This window comes from Symmachiella macrocystis, from assembly GCF_007860075.1.
Classification (GTDB): Bacteria; Planctomycetota; Planctomycetia; order Planctomycetales; family Planctomycetaceae; genus Symmachiella; species Symmachiella macrocystis.
This window is the reverse complement of record NZ_SJPP01000001.1, coordinates 3,977,991-3,992,014: the sequence shown is the minus strand read 5'-3', so window position 1 is coordinate 3,992,014 and position 14,024 is coordinate 3,977,991. Positions and strand designations below refer to the sequence as shown.

Here is a 14,024-nt window from a genome sequence, read left to right as displayed (position 1 = left end):
TCCGCACAATAGTCTCGTGTTGTACGGTGCTGCAGCTGCGCGCGAAACCGCGTGCGTTATTGTCCCCCAGGCAAGGTACAGGGGCGGTGCGCGCAGCGGGGTTTTGCGCGTCTGGGTAGAAATTTCCGCATAAACGAAAAAATTGGCGATTTATCGTTTGCAGAATCGGTACCACACGGGTAATCTTAACCGCAGATGTGGGGAATCGACCCAAAACGTTCTTTAACAACCAGTTGATTGTGGGTTTCAGGCCCAGTAGAATAAACGTTCGTGGTCAGCGTGATCACCAACGCTTACGCATCCTGTTTTTCCACCCTTTCCGAGTCAGCGAGTTCAGCCTTGGCGACCGCACAACTCATCACCGGCGAATTCCGGCGGTCCTTAGACGACCGTTTCCGGCTCAGTTTGCCGGCCGAGATGGCGACAGCAGTCACCGATGAATCGGGTGAAACGATTCTGACGAAGGAACAATACGGCTGCATTAGCTTGTGGCGGGCGGAGGAGTGGCAAAAGCGGATTGATGACGGCCTGGGATTGATACAGCAGAAGATACAAGCGGGCAAGATGGAGCAACGCTGGGAACAAGTCCAACGTTTTGGGCGATTGCTCTCCACCCGGTCGCGAACCGTCAAATTGGCGAATCGAGCGCGGTTGGTGATTCCGGAAGGCTTTCGCGAGTTTCTGGATGTGCCGGCCGGCAGTGATGTCATGCTTGTCGGAGCATCGATCTGCGTTGAAATCTGGAATCCACAGGCTTGGCTCGACTACTTGCGTGGTGAGATGCCGGAGTTCGGACCGCTGTTTAAAGATTTAGCGGACTGATCCTCGCCTACCTCGCAAAAGCAACTTTTATGCATGCACCAGTTGATATGCCCGGCACGTTTCGTGAGAAGGTGATTAGACTTACTCGGTCACCCCTTCCTCTGCCAAAACGACCCAATCTTGAGTGTCGCTAACACGCATTCAGACCATGGACGGACAATTCGGCAGGGATGCCGCTTTCTCTAATAACGGCCGGGCATGTCGCATTCTTTGGGCGCAATTCCAGCGCTGCGACCTCGATACGACGATTCGTTCAGGGATCGTACTGTCGAGACAAACCCGTAGCGTTTGCCATTCAACAGCTATCTTAAAATGGCTGCCCTTGCCAATTCTGGAAAATTGGAAACAATAGAGTATAGCGCTCATCGATATCTCGTATTTCATCTTAATGCTAATGACGGGGCAAAACTGTAGAGGGAGGTTGTCGAAATGGATAACTTTGTAGAACCTTTGGGAATGACGATTTTGATCCGTAAGGACGAAAACCGTCAGGTCACCAAAGGGGGAATTGTCCTACCGGATCAAGCGGAGATTCCCACAATCACCGGCCGAATTGTCGAAGTCAGCGCACAGATTGAACGCGATGACGACTTCCCGGTACGCAAATATGATAAAGTGCTCTTCAATCCCAAGCATGCCATTCCAGTCGATCTGGAATCGGACAACGTGCTGTTTGTTGTGCCGATTGAAGACGTGGTGGCTGTTTTTCGCCGAGCACCGGATCGGGCGCCGACGGCAAGTTCCACCGATGAAGACGCTAGCGACCGCCTGGACGGCGACGATTTTGAAGAGTAACGTGTGAGGCCATTCCCGCGATTGCGCGGGATTGGGCTATGACGATTGATGGATTGATCGCAACAAAGGACAACCACACGTGCCCAACGCCGCCGGAGAACCGACCCCCGCTACACCGTCCGCGACTGCGGAGGATCGCCACATTGACTGGCTGCCGGCGGGGAGTTGGATCCTCTACGATCTAGCGAACACGATTTACGCCGCTGCGATCACGTACGTGCTGATGCCGTATTTCAGCGACACTTACAAGTATTATACCCCCATTGGCGTCACGCAAACGCTCACGATGATCGCCTCGGGATTTGCGGTCCCGATGATGGCTTCGATCTGCGATCGCACGGGGCAAACGCGGTTGTATTTGACGGTCTTCACAATCATATGCATCGGCTCGATGTTCGGTTGGGCCCTCTGGACGACCGAGTTTGCGCTGTTGGCTTTTTTAGCGATCGGCGGCTTCGCTTATCAAAACTCGCTCGTGTTTTATAACGCGCTGTTGCCTTCCGTAGCGCCGCGCTCACGGACGGGTTTAATATCAGGCCTGGGGGTCGGCCTAGGATACTCCGGCACGATCGTGACGATTCTGATCGCGCTGCTGCTCACCAAGTATTTCAATTTGGGCTTCAAGGCGACGTGCGGCGTATGTGCGGCGCTGTTTCTGCTAACGGCTGTTCCCTGTTTGTTGTTCGTCAAAGAAAAACGGCACATTGACCGTCTGCCGCTCTCCTGGGCGGTCGTGCGTGAGCGAGGCGCCGATTTGTGGGGCACGATTCGCGCGATGCCGCAGCATCGGACGGTGATGTTTTTCTTTCTGGGGAATTTCTTTTTGGTCGACGTGCTCAACACGGCCATTCTGTATTTCGCCGCCTTCACGCAAGTCATTTTTAAGGCCCAAGCTGAGGCCGGAGATTTGTTTCTCTTCGGCCAGAAGTTTGATCAATCCAGCACGTTCGCCATGATCATGGGCCTGGCGCTCTGCTCGTTGGCACTGGTGTTTGGCAGTTTCAGTGGTTGGTTGTCGGACCGGATTCACCCGTTGCAAGTCTTGCGCGGCTCAGGCTGGTGCCTGCTGGTCGGCTTGGTCGGCGCCATTCTCACCGGCGGCAAATCACCGGCGTTGTATCTACTAACGTTGGGGGGCGCGGGAGCATTTGGCTTGGCCGGAATTTGGACCTCAGGCCGCAAGGTACTGTTGCTGGTCGCGCCGCAAAAGGACATCGCGCAATACTTCGGCTTGTACGGAATCACGCTGAAGTTGTCGGTCATCGGCAGCACGACTTTTGCCTTGGTTTCCGACACGATCTTCAAATCGGAAAAGGCCAAACTCGGTTTCGAGGTCGCTCAAACGGAGGCCCAAAAAATCGCGGTCGACCTAGCACAGGCGCACAGCCAGAAAGTCGCCATCGCCTGCCAGCTCATCCAACTGCTGTTAGGGCTGGGCCTGCTCTATGTCATCAACTGGCGCGATATCCCGGATCGGGATTTAGACGATGTTATCGCCGCTGAAGTTCCCACGGCCTGATTGGGGTGCGTCGGGTCGCCTGTAGTAGCGCGAAAACCCTCACCCCCGGCCCCTCTCCCAGAGGGAGAGGGGGGGATGGGTTATGGACGCTGTGCGATTCACACTTCTCCCTCTCCCTTTGGGAGAGGGTCGAGGTGAGGGGCAAACAACATTGTGCGATCCCCTGCTAACAAGTCGTCCCGCATCGGCTGTAGGACGCGGCCCCTGGCCTATTTCGCGGCTTCGGCGACGCTGGTGGCGAGTTCCGTTAACTCCTCGGGTGCCATCTTCCGCATATCCTCGTTGATCCGCATCGAGCAGAACTTGGGGCCGCACATCGAGCAGAACTTGGCGCTTTTGAAGGTTTCTTGCGGCAAGGTCTCGTCGTGCATTTCGCGAGCCCGCTCGGGATCGAGCGATAGTTCGAATTGGCGATTCCAGTCGAATTCGTACCGTGCTTTGGAAAGTGCGTCATCCCGATCGCGAGCACCGGGGCGATGGCGGGCGACGTCGGCGGCGTGGGCGGCGATCTTATAGGCGATCACCCCTTCACGGACGTCTTTGGCATCAGGCAGTCCCAGGTGTTCCTTGGGCGTGACGTAACACAGCATCGAAGCGCCGTGCTGTCCGGCGATGGCAGCACCGATGGCGCTGGAGATGTGGTCGTAACCCGGCGAGATGTCGATCACCAACGGGCCGAGCACGTAAAACGGCGCGCCGTGGCAGACTTCGATTTGCCGTTCCATGTTCATAGGAATCTGATCCATCGGCACATGCCCGGGACCTTCGATCATGACTTGGTTGTTCTTCGCCCAAGCACGCTTCGTCAGTTCGCCCAGCGTATCGAGTTCGGCGAACTGTGCTTTGTCCGATGCATCCGCCAGACAACCGGGACGCAATCCGTCGCCGATGCTCCAGGTGACGTCATACTGGTACATAATGTCGCACAGGTCTTCGAAGTGCGTGTAGAGCGGATTTTGTTGGCGGTGATGCATCATCCATTGGGCCAACAGCGAGCCGCCCCGGCTGACGATTCCCGTGATGCGATTCATCGTCAGCGACAAATGCTCGATCAGCACACCGGCGTGCAGCGTCATATAATCGACGCCCTGCTTGGCCTGATGTTCGACCATGTCGAGCATGTCTTGCGGCTTCATGTCCAAAAATTCGTTGAGATTCTGCACGACCTGATAGATCGGCACGGTCCCAATCGGGACAGGAGACGCGTCGACGAGAGTTTGCCGGATCTCATCGATCCCCGCTCCGGTAGAGAGGTCCATCACCGTGTCGGCGCCGTAGTGGACGGCGGCGTGCAGTTTGTCGAGTTCTTCACCGGCGTCGCTGGTCACGGCGCTGTTGCCGATATTGGCGTTGATTTTGCACTTGGCGGCGATGCCGATGCCCATCGGCTCCAGGTTTTTGGCCAGATGGACTTTGTTGGCCGGGATGACCATCCGTCCAGCGGCAACTTCGTCGCGAATCAATTCCGGCGCTAAGAGTTCGCGCTGGGCGACGAATTCCATTTCAGGGGTAACTTCACCCTTGCGGGCACGTTCGATTTGGGTCATGGCAGCGACCGCCTCCGTTGCGTGTGGTTCGATCCGAGGTTTTCGGCTTTATCGGCCGGGTGTCTCGCGGTAATGTGGAGTCGTGATAGGTGCGGCAACTGGGAGGGCAAACGCCATCGTGCGTCCTCCCGTTGCTTGTTCTATCGTAGTTTTCCGGATGGGAATGTCAACGCGGCGGGCTGGAAGCAGCATTTGCCGCACAGCCGCCCTAGCCTTTGATCAACGGTGGAGCGCCCAAACCATGCCCGAACCCAGTCAAGTCATCTTTTCGTTAGGATCACAACTCTGGATCTTCTTCACCCAAATCGGTGGGGTCGGAGTGATTTGGCTTGTGGGGCTATATCTGTGCTATTCCCGCCGCGACCTCCCCCAAACCCCACGGATGTTGATTGCGATATCGCTGGGGATTCAATTGTTTTCGATGTTCGCAATGATGGTGGTCTCAGGGGTTGTGGTAACAGTTATGGACGAAACCGGCAGGTCCCTGCGTGATATGAACTGGCTGTTTGGGTTCATCAATTACACTCATGTGTTTATGAAGATGCTGGCCCACGGGTTGATGCTGTACGCCATCTTCGGCAACTTTCGCAGTCGCCCCAACTGGGACGCGGTGGCGATGGAGCCGGAGATGCCGGAGGCGTAAAACCAAGACGATTGGGATCGTTACTTGTGGTCGCTGTTGGGACTGGAGTCCTGCTGCGGGTCCTCAGGTTCGGCAGCTGGCGGTGCGTCTTTGTCGTGCGCGGCTAGCCATTCCCGCAAATGCCGGCCCAATTCCTGGCCGATTTCTTGTTCGTCGCCGAAAATAATATCAGCGCCGCTGATGGCGAGGTCGTTGACATCGCGCTGGTAACGGGACCGCACGACGATGTGTGCATTGGGGGCCAAACCGCGGACCGCCTCGACGACCATTACAGCTGTCCGGTTGTGTGGCACGGTGACGATCACCGCTTTTGCGTCGCGGACGCGGGCGTGTTCCAGGACCTCGTATTGCGTGGCATCGCCGATATGCCCGTCAAATCCCAACTCCTTCGCCTTCTTCACCCCCTCGTGGTTTAAGTCGACGACCACGACTTTGATGGTCGAAGCACGGAGCGCGGCGGCGGCAATTCGTCCGGCCGGTCCAAAACCAACGATGACGATGTGTCCGGTCGCAGCGGTCGTCAACGCGTCGGGAGGGCTGATACTACGGCCCCAAAACACAAACTTTGCCAATCGGTAACCGATGCATCCCGCATAGGAAAGCAATAACGGGCTGAGTAAAAGTGAGACGATTGTTGCCGAGACAATCAACAAATGGGTCTCACGCGTGATCGCCCCCACGGTTCGTGCGACCGCGCCGAGGACGAACGCGAATTCGCCAATTTGCGACACGCTGATTCCAGTGGTCGCCGCAACGGCCGGTGACTGCCCCAGCCGCTGAAAGATAATCCACGTCACCGCCAGCTTGACGAGCATGATTGCTGCTGTTGCCCCGACGACCAGGAACAGATTGCTGGCGATCCAAATCGGATCAGCAATCATCCCAGCCGAGCCAAAAAACAGCGTCAGCAAGACCACTCGCAGCGAAGAGACGTCAGCGCGGATTTGAGTGGCAAACGGCGAGCCACCTAAAATCATTCCTGCAATGAACGCCCCCAACGCGGGCGAAATCCCCGCGAGGTGCGCCACCCAGGCCGAACCGAGACCAATCACCACAGCCAGGATCGTTGTCAACTCGCGGTTGCGGACCAGCGTCAATCCCCCCAGCGCACGGGCGGCAACAAAGTTGAGCAAAATGTACAAACCGGCAATCAACAAACCGGCGGTCAACATGATCCAACCAACATTCACGGCGATCTCGCGGGCCCCTTCTCCGCCGGCAAGCACGGCTATCAGTATTGCCAGCGGCACCACTGCGATATCCTGCACGAGCAAAATCGCCAAACTGTTACCGCCGTAGGGCGTATCGATTTCGCCGCTTTCCATCAACGTCCGCAGTACGACCGCGGTGCTGCTGAGGGCGACCATGGCACCGACAGCGACCGCTTCACGGATATCCAGACCGTATAAGTAAGCGACCCCGGTCATCGCTGCCAGCGTGACGGAGACCTGCAATATCCCGCCAATCAGGGCTTTGTTGCCTAGTTTGCGGAGCCGAGGCAGTGAAAATTCGAGTCCCAAGCTGAATAGAAGCAGCGAGACTCCCAACTCGGCGATCACCTCGATTTCCTGTTCGGATTTGACGAGCTGGATGCTACCCGGGCCGCCCAGTAGCATACCCGCGATCAAATAACCGACGAGCGGACTTTGCCCGAAACGGGCGAAAACACCCCCCAGGATCAGCGCTCCGGCGAGCAATGCCACGATTTCAAATAGAAGTTGCCAGATGTCCAACGGTACAACCCTTCTTCCACGGTTAGCGCGTTCACCATTGTGGTGCGTCGCAGAAGAATACACGCCGTATCAAACCCAGCACAAGAGCCATCAACGCCCGCGATTGCGCAATACGTCGTTGTGGCCAAATTCCCAAGCCATGCGAGCGACCGGGAAGCAAACCGTTGGTATAAGAGGTAATACTCAGAGACCGCAGCGCACGTCTGCAACTGCTACTTGCGTTTTTTGTCGAGGTTCTGTTTCAGTTCCTCGGGATCGACCTTAGAGGCGATGCCTTCGGCGGGGACTTCGGCGCCGGCGGTCCAGGCAATGGCGTTGAGGACCAATTTGCGGAAATTGTCGTCGCCCCAATTGTTGTGGAAGTGCCCCCCAGTGAAACCGAAACCACGGCCGCCGTCGGGACGCTCAATGGCCCAGCTCAATGTTTCTAAACGACCGGGATGATCTGCCGCCGCTTTGGTGCGACGCACATCATCCGGCGGGGTCGCCTGGACAATCGGTTGGATGTGGTCCGCCTCAACCGGAAAACGGATGTTGAAATACCATTCGTCGTTGAGATGAAAGGGTTTGACGCCCCGTGTGATGGGATGCTCGGGCAGGCTGTCGACGTTGGCAATCCAATGCGGATTGGTCGAATAGTCGGTCTCGTAGTAGCCGCCAATCCAATCTAGGTATTCCGGTCCGCCCCGCTCTTTGGGGACTTCGACGGCGTAGTGCGCACAGGCAAGTCCCACCCCTTTTTTCATGAGGTCGTGCATCTCCCGCAAATGCTCACCTTGGATCACCGGATGCCGTGATCCGCCATCCATGAACAAAAAAATGGCATCGGCGTTGTCAAAGGCGGTTGGATCTTTGGGCCAGCCGTTCAGATAGCCTTCGGCCAACAGTCCGGGGACTTCGTTGACACAGCGTTCTAACAACAGCACCCCGGCGTTGAATTCATGATGTCCCGGCGCGTGGCTGGGCGTTCCGGCGACCATCACAATCTTTTTAGCTTGCGCCAATTTGAGGCGTTTGAGCCGGATGTTGCGAAACTGCACTGTCATCGGCGGGCCGGCGTGCAGTTGCAACGCCAACAAACCCTGCATGGCCCGTTTTTTGGCATCGTTGTCGGTCAGGTCGATAGTGACATGCCCATTGATCTTGTGGATCAAGTGGTTGCCTTCGGCGATGATCGTGTAGTCGTTCCAGTCCTCTTTTTTGATCGACTTTTGAATCGTGGCCGGATCGCCGACGGAGCCGGAGGGTGTAATTTTTCCGTCCGCTCCAATGACCACTTTTTGCCCACGCAGCGCCAGAATCCCGCGGGCCTTTTCTTCGTAGAGAATGCCCGAATACTTCTCGCCCGCTTCGTAGTCGGCCTGATAGCCGCTGAGCACCCATTTGTCGACCGCCTTGCTGCGATACTGAATGCCGGAATTGCCGTCGATGATTTTGACTTGCAAACGCAGTTCAAAGTCGTCGACCTTTCCACCTTCCCAAATCAGGAACGTGTTTCCTTTTGTGGGATTTTCCTTGGTCGTCTGACCGGTGATCGCACCGTCGCGGACCGACCAAAATTTAGGGTCCCCATCCCAACCGGTGAGGTCCTTACCGTTGAAAATGCTTTTAAAGCCCGACTCCGGTTCAGCGGCGCGGGCGAGAGTCGCGCCCCATAGGACGAGACTCCCTAGAAACAAAACCAACATGTGGCGAGATGTAGCGGTCATGGAGTCCTCTCTGCGATTTGTCGTATTTTTAGGTGTCGGCCGGGGGTGGCTGTCTGTGTTGGGTCCCACGAAATGCGGTCAAAGAATGGCCCGCATTTCGTGTTTCACCCAAGTCTACAAAGTTTGCCCAAAATGCACCAGAAACCGGGGAACCAAGTTGTAGGGCAAACTCCCACCCGCTCGACGTCGGGGCGCAACCTGCGGCTAGGCAGGCGCTGCACCTGTGTCATCCATGCTGGAAGGCAAATTCTTGGCGGCAAAGGCGAGCATGACCATCGACCAACCGCCGATCAACATGTCGATACCGACGAACAGCCCGATGACCCATAGACCCGATTCGGGCCATTCTTGCAGGATCATTCCCCCCAGCACGATCGACACCACGCCGTGCAACAACAACCAGATTTTGTGTTCCATTTTTGTCATCAGACAGATGGCAATGCGAAAAATACCGCCGACAATCAACAGAATTGCAATCAGCATTGTGAATGCAACGGCACCCTCCAGTGGGTTTTTAATGAGCACGATGCCCATCAGAATATACAACGCCGCGCTGACCGCATCGATAAAAAAGCCTTTCCACTGTTTGCGCCAAAAGAAGTTCGCTGCTTGAATCACACCACTAAACAGCAACAGCCAGCCTAAAAACATGACGGTCAGGCCGGTCATCCAGACGGATGATCCAATGGCGGCCATGCCGGCGATAATCAAGAGCACTCCCAGCCCCAGGAACCAACCCCAGTTGTGACGCAGCTCCTGAATTCCAACAAGTGCAGCAGGTGACGAAAGGCCTGTTTGATCTTGTGACATGTGCGTGTTTCCTTTGTAGCAAACAAGGTTTATACGAGAGGTTTCAAGTGGAAAGGCAATCTGTAAAAACAACGGGCACTCTAGGGTGCTGCTAAACTAGTCGACGGCTGGGGACAGTTTTTTTTGCAGGACGATGTATCCCAGCACACCCGAAATGGCCGAAGCGGCCAACACGCCTAATTTTGACTGGCTGTCGAACGCTTGGTCCGTAAAGGCTAACCCACTGACGAATAACGACATGGTGAATCCCACACCCGCCAAACAACTAACGCCCCACAGTTGCCCCCAGGTGACTCCAGCGGGCATTGCGGCAAGTCCGCTGCGAATGGCCAACCAGCTAAACAACATCACACCAATCTGCTTGCCGACAATCAATCCCAACATCACGCCGAGACCTACGGTAATGGGAGCTTCTGAGAGACTCTCAAAGTCGATCGGCACGCCAGCATTCAGAAGTGCGAATAGTGGTAAGATGATAAAAGTTGTGATGGGGTGCAGTCGGTGTTCCAGATTGACACCCGCCGGGATCATATCCTCACTGGCGACGTAAATGTCGCTTAGGTCTTCCAGTTGTTTTTGATCGCCGATCATACTATCCCGCGTGAATTCGGCCGCTTCGAGTTCGTTGAGCCGGCCGCGGCAAAGTTTGAGATACTCTCTGGGGTCAATCTTTGCCCGCACCGGGACGAGTAGCGCGATCAATGTGCCGGCAATGGTGGTATGCACTCCCGATGCCAATACCGCCACCCAAACGGCCGCTGCTAACAACAGATAAATTCCCGTGTGACGCACATTCATGCGGTTGGCGACGAAGATCCCTGATAAAAACGCTGCCGCCACGGCCAATGCCATTATGGATATTGTGTCCGTATAAAAAATGGCGATAACCACGACCGCCCCCAGGTCATCCACAATGGCCAGTGCTGTGAGAAATACTTTGAGCGAAATCGGTACGCGGCTGCCAAACAGCGACAGCGCGCCCAATGCAAAGGCAATATCGGTCGCCATGGGGATTCCCCAGCCCCGCATGCCGGGACCGCCAAAATTCAAGAACGTATAGAGCAGCGCTGGGACCAACATTCCGCCCAAGGCCGCGCCAACCGGCAAAGCCGATTTCTTGAGTGAGGAGAGTTCGCCGACCAACAATTCCCGTTTGATTTCCAAACCAACGACGAAGAAAAAAATGGCCATCATCCCGTCATTCACCCAATGATGCAGGCTCATGCTAAAGTTGTGGACTTCGTCGAAAGAAGTTGCTCCCTCAGGCCCCCAATTCAGCCCGATGTGTTCGTGCAAGACATGATGGTAGCTCTCTGCCCAGGGAGAGTTGGCCCAGATGAGAGCCACCACTGAACAGACCAGCAACAAGATACTGCCGGAAACTTCCGATTGGAAGAAACGCTGAAACGTATTCGGAGAACTACCGGAAGCCGGTGATCCCATGCCTTTGCCCTTATCTAACATCGGTGAGGAAATCGTAGAACGCAGACATGATAGCGGTTAGTCGCGCTACCATGCCAGAACAAATAACTGGGAGTCCGTTGTGAGGGTAGTCTAGTAGAGTCGGTGGACGCTGCCCACAAGGTGCATGACATCTGGATCTGTGATTGGTACCAAAGCCGGTGTTGGTGGAATTAGGGGTCGTTGACGTGCAGTAAGATTTTCAGGGTATCGGTCGTGCGAGCAATTTCGAAGGCTTCTAATGCGGCGGATAGCGGCAACCGGTGATCGATTAAGGGTAGCACCTCCACTTCACCGTTTTCCAAAGCGGCCACAGCCCGGTCAAAAGGTCCACAGCGCGATCCGACGACCGTAATTTCATCAATCACCAGCGGGGCCAACGTCATTTTCGGCGTTCCCGCCACCGTGGTTTTGAGCACGATTGTGCCTCGCGGTTTCACAAGCTGGTATGCAGTCGGCAATCCGCTGGGAGATCCCGTGCAATCCACCACCACATCCGCACTGTGCTCGGGCGACAGGTTTTCTAACAGTCCGGTGGCAATTCCCATTTCTTCTAACAGAGCCAATTTCCGGCGATGTTTGCCGACGACCGAAACCGTGGCTCCGGAGAGGCGGATCACCTGCGCGCACAGATTGCCCAGCCGACCATCCCCGAGGACCACGACCCGCATTTCTTTGGAGAACGGAATCTGGGCCGGAATCTGGAACGCCGCTGCCAATGGCTCGGTAAAGACAGCCGCCTCAGTAGAGATTTCATCCGGCACCCGATGCAGATTGACTTCCGGGACGGCGATGTAGTCAGCGAACGCGCCGTCGTGATTCAAAATGCCCAGCACCGAGCGGTGCGGACAATGTGTGACAAGCCCCCGCCGACACGTTTCACAGTTTCCACAGGCGCAATTGATTTCACCCACAACTCGCTGCCCGGCAAAACGACCCGTTTCGGCAATCCCTACGAATTCGTGTCCTAAGATGCCGTGGAATCCCATGTAGCCTTGGACCAGTTGCAGGTCGGTCTCACAGAGACCCGCGAGCAGCACGTGGATTAACACTTCGTTTTCGCGGCAAACCGGTTGAGGAATGTCGTCGCGAAACGAGATTCCGGTTTCATCAAACATGATGGCGCGCATGGAACGGTCACTCACTTATGGGGTTTTACGGGGCGACCGGGAATGGACATTTAGATCAGCACGTCCCAGATCCGATTCAAAATCAGCAAAATCCCCAAGCCGGCCCACATTCTCATTTCGTAACGGATCCAGCGGGGATCGCTGACGCGCTGCTGCCAGGGGATCAACAGTCGATAGGGGACCTGAGCGAGAATGACCAACATCACCAACCACGCCAAACGGTGCACACTCCAGGACTCGGCCAGTCGACCATGAACCAGATGAATGGTGCTCCGGGTCATCCCGCAAGCGGGGCAGTCGATTCCCAGCCAACTTCGGGAATAGCATAACTCGGGTAACTGCCATCGTGAATCGCCGAGAAGAGACACCTGTTCGGTCCCGACGACCTGCAGGAACCAGCCGGCCAACGGGATCAACACAGCCAGTGCGATCCAGAACCAATCGCCGCCATGAATCCGTTGCCGCACTGCGGGGGCAGCGGGTGGACGAGGCGTCGAGTTGGCGGGGGCAATCGGCATATAGAAACCGCAAACAATGAATAGGGACGATGGTGATTCGTTCGCTGATCTGCCGACGTCGATATTCGGCCTCTTGCCCGCGAAAAACGGTGGATGCAAAATTCGTGTTTTGTCCGGCGCGATTGCACATTGGAGAGTCGGGGCGTATTTTCTATAGTATGCGGACCGAAACGGCGTCGCAATCGTGTTGATCGACCTTGTGCATGCCGCCGGCCTATTGGAACGGACAACCAAGGGGAGCCAAATGACAGACAGCGGCCCAATTTTGCAAATCTACAGTACCGGACCGATGACGGTCTTAGGATTCGGTGGGTGTGAAATTCTTGATCAATTGGATATTGGCGCGTGCCGCAACGAAATCATTGCACTCGTTAAAGAGCACAATACGGAAAAATTGGCGTTTGACCTGACAGGCGTTAAGCTAGTTCCCAGCGGCATGCTGGGGCTGTTGGCTTCCCTCAGACAACTGAACGTTGAAGTCCACGTCTGTAATCCCAGCGACGATGTGCGCGAGGTCTTGGAAGTCACCAAGCTGGACCAGATCCTAGAGGTCTATGATGTCGAGATCGATAAGGGCGAGGAGTGAGACTCGTGGTGTCGGTCATCGCGAGATGCGTCCTTGCAATGGTGAGGTCTCTCTAGATCCGCAGCAGTGACATACTCACTCGCAAGAGTCGTTGTTCCAGCATGATGGCGTCGGGGTCGTTCAATTCGAATACCACGCAAATGAATTCCAGCCCCTTGGCATAGGCGATCTCGTAGGATTCGCCGATGATGACCGAGGGGACGGTGATCTTTGAGAATTGAAATTCCGATTTTGAAAGTCGTGCCTTAATCCCGCCCGCAATGATGTTCGTCAGTTCGCCGAATCCATCGATGATTTGGGCAGAGAGTGTGGAAAAATCATCTTGCAGCAACCCGCCGACGATCTTCATGGCTAGCGTCTCGGAAGAGTTCACCGTGACAAATCCTGAAGCGCTCCCATGCACGCCAATCAGACCGGTGATCGTCCCATTGCCGGGGATCGGTACCGACGAGGTTCCCACGCACGATGCGGCCAAACCGCCCATTGACAGTGCGTCTTCTACGCTGGTAGAAATGGCACGATATAGCTTTTCGTTCACTGGCAGGGTGGCTGTCGGATTGTCACTGGCTATTGCCGCTACCATGTCGTCTCCTCTGAATTCTGCGAACGCCAAGAATTGCTTCACAAGCTTTCTTATCGTCCGCAAGGTTGGCAAATGTGCGAACCAATCTCAAAACGGTCGGTAAAGGTCGGCAATTCCCAGCGAGCGACCGTTTGAGTGGCTCAGATCATGTGTTATTCGTAACATTTC

At 55.7% G+C, this 14,024-nt stretch carries 13 protein-coding genes; 5 read left to right on the top strand and 8 right to left on the bottom strand.

The genetic code is table 11. The features are described 5' to 3' along the window. The first annotated feature begins 339 nt into the window (after positions 1-339). From CA54_RS15480 to CA54_RS15470, 3 genes are all read left to right on the top strand, one after another. Positions 340-822, top strand: a complete 483-nt coding sequence (locus CA54_RS15480) for a division/cell wall cluster transcriptional repressor MraZ (protein WP_145378804.1) — start codon at positions 340-342, stop codon at positions 820-822. A gap of 429 nt (positions 823-1,251) precedes the next feature. Beyond that, the gene (locus CA54_RS15475; RefSeq protein WP_146371735.1) at positions 1,252-1,617 is read left to right on the top strand and encodes a co-chaperone GroES; all 366 of its coding nucleotides are present in this window, start codon (positions 1,252-1,254) and stop codon (positions 1,615-1,617) included. Positions 1,618-1,696: 79 nt separating this feature from the next. Then, positions 1,697-3,136 (top strand): MFS transporter, encoded by a 1,440-nt coding sequence (locus CA54_RS15470; protein ID WP_146371734.1) that lies wholly within the window; start codon positions 1,697-1,699, stop codon positions 3,134-3,136. A gap of 209 nt (positions 3,137-3,345) precedes the next feature. Here the strand turns inward: CA54_RS15470 and thiC are convergent, their stop codons facing one another. After that, positions 3,346-4,716: a phosphomethylpyrimidine synthase ThiC gene (gene thiC, locus CA54_RS15465; protein WP_315851725.1), complete on the bottom strand. Its 1,371-nt coding sequence runs from the start codon at positions 4,714-4,716 to the stop codon at positions 3,346-3,348. Positions 4,717-4,924: 208 nt separating this feature from the next. Between thiC and CA54_RS15460 the strand changes: the two genes are divergently transcribed. Further along, positions 4,925-5,326, top strand: a complete 402-nt coding sequence (locus CA54_RS15460) for a hypothetical protein (protein WP_146371732.1) — start codon at positions 4,925-4,927, stop codon at positions 5,324-5,326. Positions 5,327-5,346: 20 nt separating this feature from the next. Here CA54_RS15460 and CA54_RS15455 read toward each other — a convergent pair whose 3' ends face one another. The 6 genes from CA54_RS15455 to CA54_RS15430 all read right to left on the bottom strand — a co-directional run bounded on the left by CA54_RS15455 (position 5,347) and on the right by CA54_RS15430 (position 12,687). Continuing rightward, entirely contained in the window at positions 5,347-7,059 is a 1,713-nt protein-coding gene (locus CA54_RS15455; protein WP_146371731.1) for a cation:proton antiporter, read from the bottom strand. 212 nt (positions 7,060-7,271) lie between these two features. Beyond that, the gene (locus tag CA54_RS29390; protein ID WP_197532484.1) at positions 7,272-8,768 is read right to left on the bottom strand and encodes a DUF1080 domain-containing protein; all 1,497 of its coding nucleotides are present in this window, start codon (positions 8,766-8,768) and stop codon (positions 7,272-7,274) included. A gap of 204 nt (positions 8,769-8,972) precedes the next feature. After that, the gene (locus tag CA54_RS15445; RefSeq protein ID WP_146371730.1) at positions 8,973-9,578 is read right to left on the bottom strand and encodes an HdeD family acid-resistance protein; all 606 of its coding nucleotides are present in this window, start codon (positions 9,576-9,578) and stop codon (positions 8,973-8,975) included. A gap of 96 nt (positions 9,579-9,674) precedes the next feature. Continuing rightward, on the bottom strand, positions 9,675-11,042 hold the full coding sequence (gene nhaA / locus CA54_RS15440) for a Na+/H+ antiporter NhaA (protein ID WP_197532483.1): 1,368 nt from the start codon (positions 11,040-11,042) through the stop codon (positions 9,675-9,677). A gap of 170 nt (positions 11,043-11,212) precedes the next feature. Then, positions 11,213-12,169 carry an MDR/zinc-dependent alcohol dehydrogenase-like family protein gene (locus CA54_RS15435; protein ID WP_146371729.1) on the bottom strand — a complete coding sequence of 319 codons (957 nt, stop codon included), beginning with the start codon at positions 12,167-12,169 and terminating at the stop codon, positions 11,213-11,215. Positions 12,170-12,219: 50 nt separating this feature from the next. Then, a complete protein-coding gene (locus CA54_RS15430; RefSeq protein ID WP_146371728.1) occupies positions 12,220-12,687 on the bottom strand; it encodes a DUF2752 domain-containing protein in 468 nt (155 codons plus the stop codon). Between the two features lie 184 nt (positions 12,688-12,871). Here CA54_RS15430 and CA54_RS15425 point away from each other — a divergent pair, with 184 nt between their 5' ends. Further along, the gene (locus tag CA54_RS15425) at positions 12,872-13,273 is read left to right on the top strand and encodes an STAS domain-containing protein (protein WP_231963078.1); all 402 of its coding nucleotides are present in this window, start codon (positions 12,872-12,874) and stop codon (positions 13,271-13,273) included. Positions 13,274-13,325: 52 nt separating this feature from the next. Here CA54_RS15425 and CA54_RS15420 read toward each other — a convergent pair whose 3' ends face one another. Continuing rightward, complete coding sequence (locus CA54_RS15420) at positions 13,326-13,856, bottom strand: chemotaxis protein CheX (RefSeq protein WP_146371727.1); 531 nt, start codon at positions 13,854-13,856, stop codon at positions 13,326-13,328. Between the last annotated feature and the right edge of the window lie 168 nt (positions 13,857-14,024).